Origin of the sequence: Lentzea sp. NPDC051213 (assembly GCF_044455585.1) — a bacterium.
GTDB lineage: Bacteria > Actinomycetota > Actinomycetes > Mycobacteriales > Pseudonocardiaceae > Lentzea.
The window spans coordinates 112,936-129,842 of sequence record NZ_JBITEX010000007.1; the positions used below are offsets into that span (position 1 = coordinate 112,936).

At 67.9% G+C, this 16,907-nt stretch carries 14 protein-coding genes; 5 read left to right on the plus strand and 9 right to left on the minus strand.

Features of this window, described 5'->3' with window-relative positions; genetic code table 11:
- On the plus strand, positions 1-1,782 hold the full coding sequence (locus ACIA8G_RS29125) for an AMP-dependent synthetase/ligase (protein ID WP_396421877.1): 1,782 nt from the start codon (positions 1-3) through the stop codon (positions 1,780-1,782).
- A gap of 230 nt (positions 1,783-2,012) precedes the next feature.
- On the opposite strand, the gene ACIA8G_RS29130 is transcribed toward ACIA8G_RS29125, so the two are convergent.
- Genes ACIA8G_RS29130 through ACIA8G_RS29150 form a run of 5 tightly spaced genes read right to left on the minus strand, consistent with a single transcriptional unit; the run spans position 2,013 to position 7,003 of the window.
- Positions 2,013-2,996: a LacI family DNA-binding transcriptional regulator gene (locus tag ACIA8G_RS29130; RefSeq protein WP_396421878.1), complete on the minus strand. Its 984-nt coding sequence runs from the start codon at positions 2,994-2,996 to the stop codon at positions 2,013-2,015.
- Positions 2,997-3,046: 50 nt separating this feature from the next.
- Positions 3,047-3,871: an ABC transporter permease gene (locus ACIA8G_RS29135; RefSeq protein ID WP_396421879.1), complete on the minus strand. Its 825-nt coding sequence runs from the start codon at positions 3,869-3,871 to the stop codon at positions 3,047-3,049.
- Positions 3,868-4,758, minus strand: coding sequence for an ABC transporter permease (locus ACIA8G_RS29140; protein ID WP_396421880.1), 891 nt, complete (start codon positions 4,756-4,758; stop codon positions 3,868-3,870). The genes ACIA8G_RS29135 and ACIA8G_RS29140 overlap by 4 nt, the downstream gene beginning before the upstream one ends.
- Complete coding sequence (locus tag ACIA8G_RS29145; protein WP_396421881.1) at positions 4,755-5,813, minus strand: ABC transporter ATP-binding protein; 1,059 nt, start codon at positions 5,811-5,813, stop codon at positions 4,755-4,757. The genes ACIA8G_RS29140 and ACIA8G_RS29145 overlap by 4 nt, the downstream gene beginning before the upstream one ends.
- Positions 5,810-7,003, minus strand: a complete 1,194-nt coding sequence (locus ACIA8G_RS29150; RefSeq protein ID WP_396421882.1) for an extracellular solute-binding protein — start codon at positions 7,001-7,003, stop codon at positions 5,810-5,812. Before ACIA8G_RS29150 ends, ACIA8G_RS29145 begins: the two co-directional genes overlap by 4 nt.
- Before the next feature lie 194 nt (positions 7,004-7,197).
- Between ACIA8G_RS29150 and ACIA8G_RS29155 the strand changes: the two genes are divergently transcribed.
- From ACIA8G_RS29155 to ACIA8G_RS29165, 3 genes are all read left to right on the plus strand, one after another.
- Positions 7,198-9,270: a PQQ-dependent sugar dehydrogenase gene (locus tag ACIA8G_RS29155; protein ID WP_396421883.1), complete on the plus strand. Its 2,073-nt coding sequence runs from the start codon at positions 7,198-7,200 to the stop codon at positions 9,268-9,270.
- Positions 9,271-9,424: 154 nt separating this feature from the next.
- A complete protein-coding gene (locus ACIA8G_RS29160) occupies positions 9,425-10,642 on the plus strand; it encodes a glycosyltransferase (protein ID WP_396421884.1) in 1,218 nt (405 codons plus the stop codon).
- A 391-nt stretch (positions 10,643-11,033) separates the two neighbouring features.
- Positions 11,034-12,263 (plus strand): DUF222 domain-containing protein, encoded by a 1,230-nt coding sequence (locus ACIA8G_RS29165; protein ID WP_396421885.1) that lies wholly within the window; start codon positions 11,034-11,036, stop codon positions 12,261-12,263.
- A gap of 90 nt (positions 12,264-12,353) precedes the next feature.
- Here ACIA8G_RS29165 and araD read toward each other — a convergent pair whose 3' ends face one another.
- The 3 genes from araD to ACIA8G_RS29180 are packed head-to-tail and all read right to left on the minus strand — an operon-like array spanning position 12,354 to position 15,593.
- Positions 12,354-14,072 carry an L-arabinonate dehydratase gene (gene araD / locus ACIA8G_RS29170; protein WP_396421886.1) on the minus strand — a complete coding sequence of 573 codons (1,719 nt, stop codon included), beginning with the start codon at positions 14,070-14,072 and terminating at the stop codon, positions 12,354-12,356.
- Positions 14,057-14,962, minus strand: coding sequence for a dihydrodipicolinate synthase family protein (locus ACIA8G_RS29175; protein ID WP_396421887.1), 906 nt, complete (start codon positions 14,960-14,962; stop codon positions 14,057-14,059). Before ACIA8G_RS29175 ends, araD begins: the two co-directional genes overlap by 16 nt.
- Complete coding sequence (locus ACIA8G_RS29180; RefSeq protein WP_396422344.1) at positions 14,949-15,593, minus strand: GntR family transcriptional regulator; 645 nt, start codon at positions 15,591-15,593, stop codon at positions 14,949-14,951. Before ACIA8G_RS29180 ends, ACIA8G_RS29175 begins: the two co-directional genes overlap by 14 nt.
- A gap of 249 nt (positions 15,594-15,842) precedes the next feature.
- On the opposite strand from ACIA8G_RS29180, the gene ACIA8G_RS29185 reads away from it, so the two are divergent.
- Complete coding sequence (locus ACIA8G_RS29185; protein ID WP_396421888.1) at positions 15,843-16,343, plus strand: anti-sigma factor; 501 nt, start codon at positions 15,843-15,845, stop codon at positions 16,341-16,343.
- A 67-nt stretch (positions 16,344-16,410) separates the two neighbouring features.
- On the opposite strand, the gene ACIA8G_RS29190 is transcribed toward ACIA8G_RS29185, so the two are convergent.
- Positions 16,411-16,845 carry a VOC family protein gene (locus ACIA8G_RS29190; RefSeq protein ID WP_396421889.1) on the minus strand — a complete coding sequence of 145 codons (435 nt, stop codon included), beginning with the start codon at positions 16,843-16,845 and terminating at the stop codon, positions 16,411-16,413.
- Positions 16,846-16,907 lie beyond the last annotated feature (62 nt).

Genomic DNA, 16,907 nt, shown 5'->3' on the forward strand with positions numbered 1-16,907 from the left:
ATGACCGCCGGTGTCACCATCCCCAGCGCGGTGCAGACCATCCGCCGGATAGCCGACCTGCCGTTCCTGGCGGAGCAGGCGTACGGCGACGCGGCGGCGTGGCGGTTCAAGCAGAACGGGGAGTGGCGCACGCAGACCTTCGCCGAGGTCTCCGAACAGGTGCTCGATCTGGCGTCCGGGTTCGTCCACGCTGGACTGAAGGCCGGCGAGCGGGTCTGCGTGCTGGCGAACACCCGTCCGGAGTGGACGGCGGTGGAGCTGGCGGTGCTCGCGGCGGGCGGCATCGTCGTGCCGATCTACCCGTCGAGCACGGCGGAGGAGATCGCCTGGGTGGTCGGCGACTCGGGTGCGTCGATCGTGGTGGCCGAGAACGAGTCGCAGTGCGTCAAGGTCGATGTCGTCCGCTCCGAACTTCCTGAAGTGCGAACAGTCTTCACGATCGACCCCGCCGGTGACCGCCCGACGGTGGCCGAGCTGCAGGACACCGGCCGCACCTCGCCGCTGGCCGACGAGCTGGATTCCCGTCGTCACGCGATCAAGCCCGAGGACCCGAGCCTGATCATCTACACCTCCGGCACCACCGGCCCGCCGAAGGGCTGCATCCTGACCAACGCGAACTGGGTCGCGTTGTGCCGGGTCGCGGAGGAAGCCCGCATCGAGGCGATGACCGGCACCGTCTACCTGTTCCTGCCGCTGGCACACGTCTTCGCCCAGATCGTCATGTTCGGCACCATGTACCGCGGCGGCGAGCTCGCGTACTTCGGCGGTGACATGCAGGCGATCGTGCCGGAGCTGGCCGAGGTCCGGCCGACGTTCCTGCCGTCCGTGCCGCGCATCTTCGAGAAGATCTACACGTTCGTCACGTCCGCGGTGCCGCCGGAGCAGCTCTCCCAGGCCGTGACGCTGGGCCTGGAGGTCCGGCGCCGGCGTGCCGTCGGCGAACCGGTGCCGAAGGAGATGGCGGCGGCGTTCGAGCAGGTCGACGCGTTGTTCGCCAAGGTGCGGGCGGTGTTCGGCGGGAAGCTCGTGCAGGCGCTGTCCGGCGCCGCACCGATCTCCCGCGAGGTCCTGCAGTTCTTCCACGCGGCCGGGGTGCCGGTGCTGGAGGGCTACGGCATGACCGAGTCGACCGCGGTCGGCACGATCAACACGATGGAGAAGTTCAAGCTCGGCTCGGTCGGCGCGAGCGGCGTGGCGGGCCTGGAGATGACCGTGGCCGAGGACGGCGAACTGCTGATGCGCGGCCCGCACGTCTTCGCCGGCTACTGGCGCAATCCCGAGGCGACCGCCGCCACGATCCAGGACGGCTGGCTGCACACCGGCGACCTCGGCGAGATCGACGCGGACGGTTTCGTGTCGATCACGGGCCGCAAGAAGGACATCATCATCACCGCGGGCGGCAAGAACATCGCGCCGGCGAACGTGGAGAACGTCCTGCGCCAGTCCCGGTGGATCTCGCACGCGGTCATGTTCGGGGACCTCAAGCCCTACTGTGTGGTGCTGATCACACTCGATGCCGACGAGATCGGGCCGTGGGCGGCCGCGAAAGGGTTGCCCTCTGACATCGAATCGTTGGTGGGTCACCCGGACGTGCGTGCTCTCGTGCAGGAAGTGGTCGACGAGGCGAACACGCACTTCGCGAGCGTTTCGCAGGTGAAGAAGTTCGTTCTGCTGGCCAGGGACCTGTCACAGGAGGACGGCGAGCTCACTCCGACGTTGAAGGTGAAGCGCAACGTGGTGCATCGTCTTCACGCTGGGTTGTACGAAGGCCTCTACGAGTAACCCGTACGTACGAGAAATCCAAAAACAGGTACATCCACCCTGGCGGTTTCTGTCCGGTCAGGGCAGAGTGGGACACCAGCGGCGTTTGGCCCCCTCCCCCCTCGGGTCAGCCGCTTTGCGGCCCCGGCGTACGGCACACTCCCCCCAGGTGCCCTTGCCGGGGCCGCCTTGCTTTTGTGCCATGAGGGTGACCTTCATGGACCTCAGGTCCATGAAGGTCACCCTCATGGCTATTTGCGAGGCGGTGTCGTGGTCCCGCGCACGATCAGTTGCGTCTCCGCCACGATCTGCGGCACCTCGGTGTTGTCCGAGTCGAGCCAGTCCAGCAACAGGTTCACGGCCGTGCGCCCGGCCTGGGCAACGGGCATTGCCACCGTTGTCAGCGCGGGCGAGCACAGCGCCGCGTACGTCAGATCGTCGAACCCGGTCACCGACACGTCGCCCGGCACCGAGATCCCGCGGTCCCGCAGCCGCGCCAGCACGCCCAGCGCCATGATGTCGTTGTAGGCGATGATCGCGGTCGTGTCGGCGGCCACGGCCAGATCAGCCGCCTGCAACCCGCCCTCGTAGCGCGGCGCGAACGGCCCGAGATCGACCAGGTCCACCTTGTGCTGGGCCACCGCCGACAGCAGGCCGCGGCGACGCTCCTGGTTGGACCACGACGTGCGGGGGCCGTTGAGATAAGCGATCCGGTGGTGTCCCAACGCGACGAGGTGGTCGACGATCGCGTGCATTCCACCCGCCGAGTCCATCAACGCGGCCGGCACGCCCGGCAGCCGCCGGTTCAGCAGCACCAGCGACGTCGCGCTCGCCACCTCGTAGACCTGCGAGTCCTCCAGGCCGGGCGCGCACAGCACGACGCCGTCGACCTGCTTGGCCATCGCGTGCACGAGCTTCGCCTCGGCGACCGGGTCCTCGTCGCTGTCCGCCACGAACACCGCGTAGTCGGCCTGCATCGCTCGCGCCTGCACGGCCTTGAGCACGCCCGTGAAGAACGGGTTGTCGAGGTCGGGCACGACGATGCCGATGTTGCCGGTCTTGCCCGTGATCAGGCCGCGGGCCGCCCTGTTGGGCTGGTACCCGAGCTCGGTTGCGGCAGCCAGCACGCGTGATCTGGTCTCCGGGCGCACGAGCTCCGGAGACGTCAGCGCACGCGAAACGGTGGCGACCGATACGTGCGCCCTGCGAGCCACGTCGCGGATGGTGACTGCCACTTGTACCTCACCCTCAACTGCCGGTTGAAACAATCATGACGGGTCAGGCGCTAGGACGGTTCTTTGAGTCTGGTGACCAGCTGGGTCGGGTTCACGAACCGTAGTGCGATCACCAGCAGCAGGAGCATCGACCCGGTGTAGATGACCGCCATCGAGTCGACCATCTGCTGTGGCCGGATGCCCGCCGACGACATCGCCTCGTACAGCGACACGACCAGCGTCTGGCTGGTAGGGCCCGCGGTGAGGAACGTCAGTTCGAACATGCCCACCGTGCGTACCAGCACCAGGATCGACGCCGCCAGAATGCCTGGTACGAGCAGTGGCGCGAGCACCCGCGTGAAGATGGCGAAGGTGTTCGCGCCGCACATCCGGGCCGCCGACTCGATCTTGGTGTCGATCTGCTCGATGAACGGCGTCATGGTCAGCACGACGAACGGCACGGCCGGGACCAGGTTCGCCGCGATCACCCCGAACATGCTGCCCGCCAGCTGGAACTTGTAGAGCACGGTCGCGAGCGGGATGCCGTAGGTCATCGGTGGCATGAGGATCGGCAGCAAGAAGAGAATGTTGAGCAGCTTCTTGCCGGGGAAGTTGCGGCGCGCCAGTGCGTAGGCCGTAGGAACTCCGATTAGGACGGAGATGGCGACGACCGCGATCGCGACCTGGAACGTCACGATCAGCACGTCCAGCAACCGGTAGTCGCGCCACGCCTCGCCGTACCACTTGCCCGTGTAGCCGTCCGGCAGCCACGTGCCGAACCACGTCTCGGCGAACGAGTTGGTGACCACGGCGCCGACGATGCCCACGAGGTTGAGCATGAAGAAGATCAACGCGCCCCAGGTCAGCCACACGACCGGGCGAGCAGTGAGTTTCATCCCTTGCCTCCCGTCGCGCCGCGGTAGAGGGTCGTGCGCCAGATCAGCACCAGGCCGATGACGATGAGCATCACCAGCGCCATCAGCATCGCGATCGCCGAGCCCATCGCGAAGTCGTTGTCCCGCAACGCCGTCTCGTACGCGGCGATCGACATCACGTGGGTCTCACCGGCCGGGTTGCCGACCATCACCGCGCTGGGGAACACGGAGAACGCGAGCACGAACGACAGGCAGAACGTGACCGCGAGCCCCGGTGCCAGCAGCGGCATGGTGATCGTGCGGAAGCGCTGGCGCCGGGACGCTCCCAGCGTGGCCGCCGCCTGCTCCAGCGTCGGGTCGATGCCGGAGAGGTAGGACAGCGTCAGCAGGAACGCGAACGGGAAGCCGGTGATGATCAGGCTGAACAGCACGCCCCAGTAGTTGTGGGTGAGCCGCGCCGGTTCGTCCGCGCCGAGCGCCGTCCAGATGCGGTTGAACCAGCCCGTGGGGCCGAAGAACGCGAGCAGTCCCTCCGCCGTCAGCACGGTGCCGAGGGTGATCGGGACGACCAGCAGGGTGGTGAGCGCTTGCTTGCCGCGGAACCGGCCGCGCATCCGGAACGCGATCGGGATGGACGCCAGCACGTTGAACAGCGCCGCCGGCAGCCCGAGCCGCAGCGTGATCCAGATCGTTTCGGCCAGGTACTCGTCGGAGAAGAACGTGATGTAGTTCTGGAACGGGTTGCCGCCGCCCTTGGGCTGGAACGAGAGCTGCAAGCCGTACAGGAACGGGTAGACGAACAGCAGCACCACGAACACCGCGCCCGGCACCAGCAGCCACAGCACGCGGTCGACGCCCTTCTCGGCGAGCCGGTTCCGCAGCGATGCCTTTTCCAGAACGGCCGTCACGAGAACACCAGCACACGTTCGACAGGCACCTTCAACCAGATGATGTCGCCGGGAGCCAGCCGCGAGTTGGTGCGGACGTGCAGCTGTTCACCGTTGCGGAGCCGGGCCTCTACGGCTTGCTCACGGCCGTGGTACTCGACGATCTCGACGACGGCTTCGAGCGTGTTCTCCCCGGCTTCCGCGACGACCGTGAAGTCCTCCGGCCGCACCGCCGCGACGGCCGTGTCGCCGAGACTCTCCCGTTTGACGCCAACGAGTTCAAAACCAGCTTCGGTGCGGACGGTCGCGCGTTCGTCGTCCTGAGACGTCACGGTCACCGTGATCATGTTGCGGTAGCCCATGAATCCCGCCACGTACCGGTTGACCGGGTGCGCGTAGACCTCCTCCGGTGAGCCGATCTGCTGCACCTCGCCCAGCCGCAGCACGACCAGGCGGTCGGCGAGAGCCAGCGCCTCCTCCTGGTCGTGCGTGACGTAGACGGTGGTGAGCCCGAGCGACTGGTGCAGCCGGCGGATCTCCGTGCGCATCTCCAGCCGCAACGCCGCGTCCAGGTTGGACAGTGGCTCGTCCATCAGCACCAGCGGCGGTTCCAGCACGATCGCGCGGGCGATCGCCACGCGTTGCTGCTGGCCGCCGCTCAGCTGCGCCGGGAACTTGTGCTGGTGGTCCTCGAGCTGGACGAGGCGGACCGCCCGGTCCACCCGGTGGTTGAGCTCCGCCCTGCCCACCTTGCGCATGGACAGGCCGAAGCCGATGTTGCGGCGCACCGACATGTGCGGGAACAGCGCGTAGTTCTGGAACACCATGCCGAACCCGCGCTTCTCCGGCGGCAGGTCGTCGATCCTCTTGCCGTCCACCGTGATCCGCCCGCCGGTGAGCGGCAGCAGGCCGGCGAGACAGTTGAGCGCCGTCGACTTGCCGCACCCGGACGGCCCGAGCAGGGCGACGAACTCGCCGCCCTTGATCGTCAGATCCATGCCCCTGAGCGCCACGGTGTCGCCGAACGCGCGCTGCACGTGGTCCAGGTGCAGCTCGGCAAAACGTTGTCCCGTCACTTTTTGCCGATCTCCCGGTCCCAGCGCTGGAACGCCTTCACCTGCTGCGCCGCCGGGAGTGACTGCTCCTTCGGGTTCTCCTCGATGAGCTTGTCGTACTCGGCCCTGCCGAACTTCGCGATCGCGTCCTTCGACTCCTGCGGCGCCATGTCGAGCGTGACGCCCTTGACCGCGGGGCCGGGGTAGAAGTAGCCCTTGTCGTAGGCCTTCGCCTGCTGCTGGGGCTCCAGCATGAACTTGATCAGTGCGAGGTTCGCCGACAGCACATCGGCCGACACCCCCTTGGGGATCACGGCGTAGTGCGCGTCGGTCACCCAGTGGAAGTCCTTGAACGTCGCGATCTTCATGCCCGCCGGCACCGAGCCGAGCACGCGCGGGTTGATGTCCCAGCCGGTCGTCGAGGCGACCACGTGAGACGTGCCGTTCGCGAGGTTCTTCATGACGTCTGTGGTGCCGCCGGGGTAGTTGTCGACGTACTGCCCGAGGTCCTTCAGGTAGGCCCAGGTCTTCTCCCAGCCGTTCTCCGGGTCCTTCGGGTCCTTGTCGCCCAGCAGGTACGGCAGTCCCATGAGGAACGTCCTACCGGGACCGGAGTTCGCCGGCCGCGCGTACTGGAACTTGCCGGGGTTCGCCTTGGCCCACGCCAGCAGTTCGGCAGGAGAGGTCGGAGGGCTGGGCACCTTCGCCGGGTCGTACTCCAGCAGCGGACCCGCCGGGTAGTAGGTGACGGCGACGCCCTGACCCTGCGCGAGCTTCTGCATCTCCCACGCGGGCGGCAGGTAGGTCTTTTCGAGATCCGGGAGCTTCGGCGAATATTCGGGGAGCAGGGTGTGGACGAGCTTCTGCTCGATCACGCTGGCCAGTCCGTCGGTGCCGGTGAGCACCAGGTGGGTCTGCGAGGTGCCCGAGTTCTGCTCGGCCTTGAGCTTGCCAGGCATGTCCGGCGCGGTGGCCTTGGTGGCGTTCACTTTTGAGACGTAGTCAGGATGACTCTTGACGAACTCGTCGATCATGCCTTGAGTGAGCTGCAGGTTGCCGGCCACGTCGAGCACGTTCAGCTCGACGGGTTTCGACGGCTTGTCCGGGACCGTGGAGGGGGCGTCCTGCGCCTGAGGGGCCTGCGGCGCACCACACGCCGTGACCACCAGCAGAGCGGGGACGACGAGCTGCAACTTCCTTGTCCAGCGCATCTAGTGGCTCCCTAACTGACTCTGGACCTAGCGCTCGAAAACGTTTACGGTTTTTCTGTAACGGTCGAATGCCTACACCTGATCTCGTCAGCGAGTCAACAGGTAGATGAGCACTCCTCCGATGACTGGCCCGCCGCCTGGTCGAACGCACTGCCGCCGCACATCCCATCCCCCGACGAAAGTGGGAGGCTCCTGTGGCACCCCGTTCACGGCGGTTGCCGGCGAGAACCGGCATCCTGGCCATTGCGCTCGCAGTGGCGGTGACCTCGCTCGTTTCCGCGGCGCCTCAGGCGGTCGCCGCGGATGTCTTGCTGTCCCAAGGCAAGCCCACGACCGAGTCGGCTTCCGGTGGCGCGAACTACGTGTCCAAGAACGCCGTCGACGGCAATTCGGCGACGCGCTGGGCCAGCAAGTCGAACACCGATCCGGCGTGGATCCGCGTCGACCTCGGCGCGTCCGCGAACATCAGCCGGGTCCGGCTGCAGTGGGACCTCTCGTGCGCCAAGGCGTACCGGGTCGAGACCTCTGAGAACGACTCGAGCTGGACGTCGATCTACACGACCGCAGACGGCAAGGGCGGCGTCGAGGACCTGACGGTCACCGGGCGGGGCCGTTATGTCCGCATGTTCGGCACGACGCGGTGCCGCACCGGCACGTCGTTCGGCTACTCCCTGCAGGAGTTCCAGGTCTTCGGCAACAGCGGCCCGATCGACGGCGAGCCGCCGTCGGCACCGGCGAACCTCGTCGCCTCCGACATCAAGCCGGACTCCGCGAAGCTGACGTGGCAGGCCTCGACGGACAACATCGCGGTCACCTCGTACGAGATCTACAACCTCGGCCAGTTCGTGAAGTCCGTGCCCGCCACGCCGACCTCCACCACCATGGAGGGCCTGAAGCCGAACACCACCTACGGCTTCTACGTCAACGCGAAGGACGCGGCGGGCAACATCTCGCAGGCGTCCAACACGGCGGAGTTCAAGACCCCGCCGGCGCAGGACGACCCGATCCCGCCGACCGCGCCTAAGAACCTGCGCTCGACCGGCGTCACCGCCAACTCGGTGTCGCTGGCCTGGGACGCGGCGACCGACAACGTCGGCGTGACCCGCTACGAGATCTACACCGGAGCGACGAAGGTCGGTGACTCGACCGGCACGTCCGTCACGATCGGCGGGCGCAGCGCCAACACCGAGTACACCTTCACCGTCAAGGCTTTCGACGCCGTCGGCAACGCCGGCCCCGCGTCCAACGCCGTGACCGTGAAGACCCGCTCCGGTGGTGACCAGGTCGGTGCCGTCACGCAGATCGCGACGGACAACGACGTGCCGTGGGGCCTCACGTTCCTGCCCAACGGCGACGGCATCTACTCGCGCCGCGACGCGCAGGACATCGTGAAGATCACGCCGTCCGGCCAGAAGACCACGCTGGGCAAGGTTCCCGGTGTCTCCGGCACCAACGGCGAGGGCGGCCTGCTCGGCATCGAGCTGTCACCGACGTTCGCGGCCGACGGCCTGATCTACGTCTACCACACGGCTTCCGGCGACAACCGGATCGTGCGCGCGAAGATCGAGGGCAACTCGCTGACCGGCTGGCAGACCCTGCTGACCGGCATCCCGCGCAACAAGTTCCACAACGGCGGCCGCCTGCGCTTCGGTGCGGACGGCAAGCTCTACGCGGGCACCGGTGACGGCCAGAACGGCGACAACGCCCAGAACAAGCAGAACCTGGGCGGCAAGGTGCTGCGCCTGAACGCGGACGGCTCCGCACCGGCGGACAACCCGTTCTTCGGCGAAGGCGGCAACGCGCGGTACGTCTGGACCTACGGCCACCGCAACGTCCAGGGCCTCGCAGTGGACTCGCAGGGCCGCATGTGGCAGGCAGAGCTCGGCAACTCCAACATGGACGAGATCAACCTGCTGCAGAAGGGCGGCAACTTCGGCTGGCCGTCCTGCGAGGGCACCTCGGGTTCGTGCGGTGGCTTCGTCGCGCCGAAGAAGACGTTCTCGACCAGCTCGGCGTCCCCGTCGGGTCTCGCGATCGTCAACGACGTGCTGTTCCTCGCCGCCCTGCGCGGCGAGCGCCTGTACCGCATGCAGATCACCGGCTCGTCGGTCGGCACGACCACGTCGCACTTCCAGGGCACCTACGGCCGGCTGCGGACGCCGGAACCCGCCCCGGACGGTTCGCTGTGGGTCACCACGTCCAACGGTGACAAGGACTCCACCGCGGGCAACAGCAACACGAAGCTGCTCAGGGTCGCGCTGAACTAGCGGCTCAGGCAAAACGGAAGACCCCCGGACGATGCCGTCCGGGGGTCTTCCCACTTCAACATATAGCGCACCGGGGGTCTTGCGGCAAGACCCCGCCCGTGCCGCACACTCTCCGGCCTGAGCTGAATTCGGCGAAAACCTGGGGAGTCGCGAAGTGCGTGTTCTGTTGGCAGGGTGGGGTTCGCGCGGAGACGTCGAACCGCTGATCGCGCTCGCGGTGGCGGTGCGGGCGGCGGGCGCGGAGGCAGTGGTGTGCGTGCGGCCGGACGAGGAGTTCGAGCACAGGCTGGCCCAGTTCGAGGTGCCGTTCGTCCCGTTCGGACAGTCGGTGCGCGACCTGGTGACCGGCGGGCGAGCGGACCCGCCCACCGTCGCGGCCGCGCTGGTCGCCGAGTGGTTCGGCCCGGTCGCTCGCGCGGCGGAGGGATGTGACGTGCTGGTGGCGACCGGCCTGATGCCCGCGGGCGCGCGGACGGTGGCCGAGCACCTGGGCCTGCGCTACGTGCTCGCGGCGTTCCACGACATCTCGCTGCCGTCGCCGCACCGCGCGCCGTCGGGCTGGCCGGGCAAGCCGTTCCCGCCGGGGGAGACCGACAACCGGGTGCTGTGGCGCATCGACGCGGAGAACGTGCAGGCGATGTACGGCGCGCCCCTCAACACCCACCGGGCGGCGCTAGGCCTGCCGCCGGTGGACAACGTCCGCGATCACGTCTACACCGGCACGCTGCTGCTGGCGGCGGATCCGGTGCTCTGGCCGGCGCCGGAACTGACGAACCTCGACGTCACCCAGACCGGTGCGTGGATCGTGCCGGACTCCCGGCCGCTCGAGGCCGGCCTGGTGGCGTTCCTGGAGGCGGGCGAGCCACCGGTGTACGTCGGCTTCGGCAGCATGCCGATGCACACCTCCCGCGACATCGCCCAGGTAGCCGTCGACGCGGTCCGCGCGCAGGGACGCCGGGTGCTTCTCTCGCGTGGCTGGGCCGACCTGGCCCAGATCGACTCCGGCGACGACTGCTTCCTCGTCGGCGAGGTCAACCAGCAGGCGCTGTTCGGCCGGGTCGCCGCGGTCGTGCACCACGGCGGCGGGGGCACCACGACGACCGCGGCCCGCGCCGGTGCGCCTCAGGTGGTGGTGCCGCAGATCGTGGACCAGCCGTACTGGGCGCGCCGGGTCGCGGAGCTGGGCATCGGTGCGGCACACGACGGTCCGACGCCTACGTTCGAGTCGCTGTCCACCGCGCTCAAGACGGCGCTGGCTTCCGAGGTGCGCGACCGTGCTGCCGCGGTGGCGGCCGCTGTTCGCACCGACGGGGCGGCGGTGGCTGCGAAGGTGCTGGAGCAACTCCCTCGGCCGCAGACGAGTAAGTCCTGAGTCCGGGCGTGCGGGTGTCTGTTCAGACCGCCAACATGTCGGTTGCGATCAGCCGGTCCAGCTGAGCGGGTCTCTGTTGCGTTGGTGGGCGGCCGGGTTGCGTTGGCGGGTGGCGGTTGCGTTGGGGCGGCACGGCTTCGCCTTTCGCCGACCCGGCACATGCCCTCCTTCGTCGGGCGTGTGCCGGACCGAATTTCTGTGGTCGGCTTGCGTAGGTGGTTGCGGGGCGTGGTCCCGTGGCGTGCGTTGGCGTCTGGTGCGTGCGTGGTTCATAGGTGCGTGTTGCGTTGTCTAGAGAGAACGGTGCGCACGGTGCCATATGCCGTCTGACCTGGGGTTTCACCCGATCGTGCAATAGAATTCGAACACGTGTTCATGCCACAATGGACGCATGACCACATCAGCGTTGGGGCTTGCTTCCCCGCTTGAGCTCCTCGACGAGCTCAAGCGGAAAGTCCGTGCGCTGCAACAACTCCAGCACCAGGTGTTGACTATCGTCGGCGCGCTCGAACAGCAGGGTGCGGCGGAAACGTTGGGGTACAAGGATCTCGTCGAAGTCTTCAAGCACGTGCTTCGCTGGGATCCGAAGACCACCCGCCGCAAGCTCAAGCAAGCCCAAGCGCTCTGCCCCACGGTTACACCCACCGGTTCGACAATCGAGCCAGCACTACCGGGTGTTGCGGCTGCGATGGCGGCGGGCGAGTTGTCTGAAGACCATGTCGACGTGCTTGCCGAAGCCATGGCGGGGTTGCCCGCGGCGGCGGAGACCCATGTCGTGGAGTACGCGCGGCAGCACGAACCCCGCTCCGCCAAAGCGTTCTGCAAGGAGCTGGCCTACCGGCTCGACCAGGACGGGCCCGAGCCCGCCGAACCCGAACCGGTGCAGCCACGCAACGTGCTGCGGCGCAAGTGGCAGGGCGGCCGGTACCAGTTGTTCGCCGATCTCGATGCGGAGACCGGCGCGAAGCTGGACGCGTTGATCGACCCGCTGGCCAAACCCGAACCCGAGGATCTGCGGTTCGCGCCGGAACGGGAAGGTGACGCGTTCTGTGACGTCGTCGACCTCGCCCTGCGCGCCGAACGGCACCCCGGCTTCCGCAAGCACTGCCACGGCGGCGAACGCGTCCAGCTCACCGTCACGGTCAACTACGACGAACTCCGCAAAGGCATCGGCGCCGCCCGGTTGGACAACGGCAAACGCCTCCCGATGCGGCAGGTCCGCAAGATCGCCTGCGACGCCGGCGTCATCCCGATGCTGCTCGGCTCCCGCTCCCAGATCCACGACGTTGGCCGGAAGACCCGGGCCATCAACGCCGGACTACGCCGCATCCTCGTCGCCAGAGACAGAGGCTGCGCGCATCCCGGCTGCACCAGACCACCCAGTCACTGCGAAGCACACCACATCAAGTCATGGGCCGAGGGAGGCGAGACCAACGCCAAAAACCTCGTGCTCCTGTGCCGCAGACACCACGACCTGCTCCACCACTCCGACTGGCAAGTCCAGATGATCGGCGGAGTGCCCATGTTCCGGCCGCCCGCCTTCATCGACCCCCAGCGAAGACCACGTGAAACCCACTCCACGCCGCATGAGCGGACAGCCGGGAGGACGTGCTCGCTCTGACCGCCGCGATCGGGCACAACCGCGCCAACGGCCGGCCCGTCACCGATCCCTGGTCGCCTACGGCCACTGATCAGTCAGGACCTACTCGGACTAGTGGGCGTTGGGCTCCGGGTTCGTGCCCGGCCGTGACAGGAACTCGAAGTCGCAGCCTTCGTTCGCCTGCGTGATGTGCTCGTAGTAGAGGGCGCCGTACCCGCGTTCGAACTTCGGCGGTGGCGCGGTCCACGCGGTCTTGCGCCGCGCCATCTCCTCGTCGGAGATCTCGACGCGCAGCACCCGTGCCTCGACGTCCAGCGTCACGAGGTCGCCGTCGCGCACCAACGCCAGCGGCCCGCCGACGTGGGCTTCCGGTGCGACGTGCAGAACGCATGCGCCGTAAGAAGTTCCGCTCATGCGCGCGTCCGACACGCGCACCATGTCGCGGACGCCTTCCCGCAGCAGCTTGTCCGGGATCGGCAGCATCCCGTACTCCGGCATGCCGGGCCCGCCCTTCGGACCCCCGCCGGCCAGCACGATCACCGAATCCTTCGTGACCTCCAGCGAAGGTGAGTTGATGCGCGCCTGCAGGTCCTTGTAACCGTGGAAGACCACGGCGGGCCCGGTGTGCTGCCACAACGCCTGATCGGCCGCCACGTACTTGATCACCGCGCCGTCCGGCGCCAGGTTGCCGCGCAGCACCGCCAGCCCGCCCTCGGGCGAGATCGGGTCGTCCACCGCCCGGATCACCGCTGCGTCGTACACCTCGGCGCCTTCGAGGTCCTCGCCGAACGTCCGCCCGGTGACCGTGATCCGCTTCAGGTGCAACGAATCCCGCAGCTGGGACAACAACCCGCGCAGCCCGCCCGCGTAGTAGAAGTCCTCCATCAGGTGTTTGCCGGCGGGCTGGACCGAGGCCAGCACGGGGACTTCCCGTGAGAGCCGGTCGAAGTCGTCCAGCGACAACGGGATCTGCGAACGGCCGGCCATCGCGATCAGGTGGATGTACGAGTTCGTCGAGCCGCCCAACGCCAGCACGGTCCGGATCGCGTCCTCGTAGGCCTCCGGCGACAGCACATCGTTGATGGTCAAGCCTTCCCGGACCATCTCGACGACCCGCATGCCGGACGCGGCCGCCATCCGGTGGTGCGCCGAGTCGACGGCCGGAATCGACGACGCGCCAGGCAACGTGAGGCCCAGCGCCTCGGCGGCGGCGGTCATCGTGGAGGCCGTGCCCATCGTCATGCACGTGCCGGGGGAACGGGCCAGCCCGGACTGGATCTCCGACCAGTCCGCGTCGCTGATCGTCCCGGCGCGCTTCTCGTCCCAGAACCGCCACATGTCGGTGCCGGACGCGAGCTTCTGGCCGCGCCAGTTGCCGCGCAGCATCGGCCCGGCGGGCACGAACACCGCGGGCAGACCTGCCGAAGCCGCGCCCATCAGCAACGCCGGTGTGGTCTTGTCACAGCCACCCATCAGCACCGCGCCGTCGACCGGGTACGAGCGGAGGATCTCCTCCGTCTCCATCGACAGCATGTTGCGGTACAGCATAGGCGTCGGCTTCTGATAGGTCTCCGACAACGTGGAAACGGGGAACTCCAGCGGATAGCCGCCTGCTTCCCAGACACCGCGCTCGACCTGCTTGGCCCGCTCGCGCAGGTGCATGTGGCACGGGTTGATGCCGCTCCACGTGTTCAGGATCGCGATCACGGGCTTGCCGAGGTGCTCGGACGGGTTCAGTCCTAGCTGGCGCATGCGGGCGTTGTGCGAGAACGCCCGCAGCCCTTCGCCTTCGAACCACTCGGCGCTCCGGAGCTTCACAGCAGGCTCCACGAGTTGAGCAGCACACCCACCGCCGACCTGTCGGCCTCACTCAGAACGCTGGCAGGCGGGCGCACGTCCCGGCGGCACAACCCCAGCTGTGCCAAGGCTTCCTTCACCACGGACACGTTGTTCGCCGACTCGTTCGCGGCCCGCAGCTCCTCGAACCTCCGGATGAACTCCCAGAACTCCATCGCCGCACCGAACTCGCCGGCCTTCAGGGCGTTGAACATCTGCACCGACAGCTGCGGCGCGACGTTCGCCAGCCCCGAGGTGAAACCCGTTGCCCCGACGGCGAAGTAGCCGGGCGCGGACAGTTCGGCGAGCCCCGCGACCCAGGTCAGCCGGTCGAGCCCGGCATCACGGGCGACGGAGGCGAACCGGACCGGGTCCGGCACCGCGTACTTCACGCCGACGACGTTCGGGCACGCGTCCGCCAGGGCCGCGATCTGCGCGCCGCCGATCCGCGGGTTCCGCACGTACAGGATCACGCTCAACTCGGGCACCGAGGCGGCGATTGCTCGGTGGTAGCCGACCCAGCCGTCCAGCGACACGTACGGGTGCACCGGCTGGTGGATCATGATGCCCTGAGCGCCGGCCCGATCAGCGAACTTCGCGGCATCGATCGCGCTGTGGAGATCGTGCCCGACGCCGGCGACGATCGCGGCCCGGTCGCCGACGGCGTCCACCGTGATCTGCAGCGCCCGCTCGGTCTCCGCGGCGGACAGCGTGTAGAACTCGCTGGTGTTGCCGTTGGGCGTGACGACCGAGACGCCGCCCTCGACCATCCGGTCCACGATCGCGGCGTAGTTCTTCTCGTCGATCCCGCCGTCCGCGTCGAACGGCGTGACGGTGATCGCCACGACGGAGGCGAGCCGCTCGGAGAGGTCATCGAACGCCATCGGGAAACTCCTCGACTACTCGGTCGGCGAACGTCTGGATGTGGCGGCGGAGGAGCTCGAAGGCGAGGTCGACCTTGCCCTGCACGGCGGCGGCGAGGATCGCGCGGTGCTCGGCGGCCTCGTCGTCCCAGGTGGGGCAGATGCCCCAGCCCGCGACGGTGATCAGTGCGGCCTGGTCGCGCAGGCCGTCCAGGATCTGGATCATCAACGGGTTGCCGCATCCGGCGTAGAGCGCCCGGTGGAAGCGGCGGTTGGCGAGCGAGCGCCGGGCCAGGTCGCCGACGTCCTCCAGCGCGAGCGCGGCCTCGTCGAACGAGGCCCCGAGCAGGACCGAGCGCCGCAGCGCCTCGGGCTCCATAAGCATCCGCACGTCGTAGACGGAGGCGGCCATCCCGGCGTCGACCGTGCGGACCGCGGCACCTTTGTACGGGCTCATCACGACGAGCCCCGATCCGGCAAGCGTCTTGAGCGCCTCGCGCACCGGAGTCTTCGAGACGTTGAGCGCGGCGGCGAGATCTGTTTCCACGAGCGCCTGACCGGGCTTCAGTTTTCCGTTGAGAATCGCTTCTTTGATCGATTCCAGAACAAAGTCCGTTCGGGACGCGGGAGGCGCTTCCGTCCGGTCATACATCATATACGAGACCCTAGGAGCCGCTGATGGCCCAGGTCAACCGTCTTGTGTGGGCTGCGCAACGTACCTGTATCTGAGTTGAACCAACTCCCTCTTGGGCTCGTTTTGAAGGTGTCGGTCGCCGCAACTGCGCGGGACTGGAGAAGGAGAAATGAGTGAGTCGTTCCGCGTAAACCGTGTCCATTGCCGCGTCCGCCAGCGCATGGCACCGAACTTCCTGGACACCAACGAGTTGAACGAGATCGACACATGCTGATGGAAGAAGAACTGCCACCGGAGGCCGCGTTCGACGGCCCTCCGCCGGACGCGGACCACCTGCTGCAGCGCACGCTGGGCACGGTCCGCTCCGAGAGACGCGCGGCCGTGCGTCGCCGAGGGCGCACCACGGCCCTGACATCGACTTTCCTGGTCGCCGCCGTGCTCGCCGGGGGCGTCTGGCTGGGCCAGGGAATGGGGCAGGCCGGCGAGGTCCTGCAGGGTACTTCGGCCGCTGGGGCGCACATGGCCGTGCAGGTCACCGACACCGAGGGCGGACTGCGGCTCGTCGCGACCGTCGACGGCGTGCAGGACGGGGAAGCCTGCTGGCTGGTCGTGCACACGAAGGACGGACGAAGCTTCACCGCCGGCTCCTGGCGAGCCCACGCCGGTGAGGTGACGCTGGCCGGGTCCGCGATGGTGCGGGCCGAGGACGTGGCCGGGGTCAGCGTCGTGAACCACGATCGCCAGCCGCTGGTGACCGCGGGCCAGTGAACAGAGCAGGAGGTCCGGGCCGCTTCAGGAGAGCAGCCCGGGCCTTTTGAGCGTTCAGACCTAAGTTCTAGGTAGCGAAGACCTGCGAGTCGTCGGCGAACGCCTTGACCTCGATGGCGTTGCCCGAAGGGTCGCGGAAGAACATCGTCCACTGCTCGCCGGGCTCCCCGGCGAACCTGCGGTAGGGCGCGATCACGAACTCGGTACCCGCCGCCTGCAGCTTGTCCGCGAGCAACAGGAACGCCTCTACGGTGAGCAGCACGCCGAAGTGCGGCACCGGCACGTCGTGGCCGTCGACGGGGTTGTGCACGTCCTCGGGCCGCGGGCCCTCCACGAGGTGCGTCACGAACTGGTGGCCGTACAGGTTCCAGTCGATCCAGCGGTCGCTCGAGCGGCCCTCCGGACACCCCAGCACGCCTCCGTAGAACGCGCGCGCCTGCGCCAGATCAGTGACGGGCACTGCCAGGTGGAAGCGGGGGATGGTCGGTTGAATGGCTGTCATGTGACGACGTTCCTTCCACTCGACGGACGAATTTGACCCTGCCGTTACGGGAATGTCAACAT

What these genes read in the sequence shown, in the direction of transcription:
- ACIA8G_RS29180 (WP_396422344.1), bottom strand. Translation starts at nt 15,593, where the DNA reads ATGTATGACCGGACGGAAGCGCCTCCCGCGTCCCGAACGGACTTTGTT.
- ACIA8G_RS29175 (WP_396421887.1), bottom strand. Translation starts at nt 14,962, where the DNA reads ATGGCGTTCGATGACCTCTCCGAGCGGCTCGCCTCCGTCGTGGCGATC.
- ACIA8G_RS29125 (WP_396421877.1), top strand. Translation starts at nt 1, where the DNA reads ATGACCGCCGGTGTCACCATCCCCAGCGCGGTGCAGACCATCCGCCGG.
- ACIA8G_RS29165 (WP_396421885.1), top strand. Translation starts at nt 11,034, where the DNA reads ATGACCACATCAGCGTTGGGGCTTGCTTCCCCGCTTGAGCTCCTCGAC.
- ACIA8G_RS29135 (WP_396421879.1), bottom strand. Translation starts at nt 3,871, where the DNA reads ATGAAACTCACTGCTCGCCCGGTCGTGTGGCTGACCTGGGGCGCGTTG.
- ACIA8G_RS29185 (WP_396421888.1), top strand. Translation starts at nt 15,843, where the DNA reads ATGCTGATGGAAGAAGAACTGCCACCGGAGGCCGCGTTCGACGGCCCT.
- ACIA8G_RS29150 (WP_396421882.1), bottom strand. Translation starts at nt 7,003, where the DNA reads ATGCGCTGGACAAGGAAGTTGCAGCTCGTCGTCCCCGCTCTGCTGGTG.
- ACIA8G_RS29190 (WP_396421889.1), bottom strand. Translation starts at nt 16,845, where the DNA reads ATGACAGCCATTCAACCGACCATCCCCCGCTTCCACCTGGCAGTGCCC.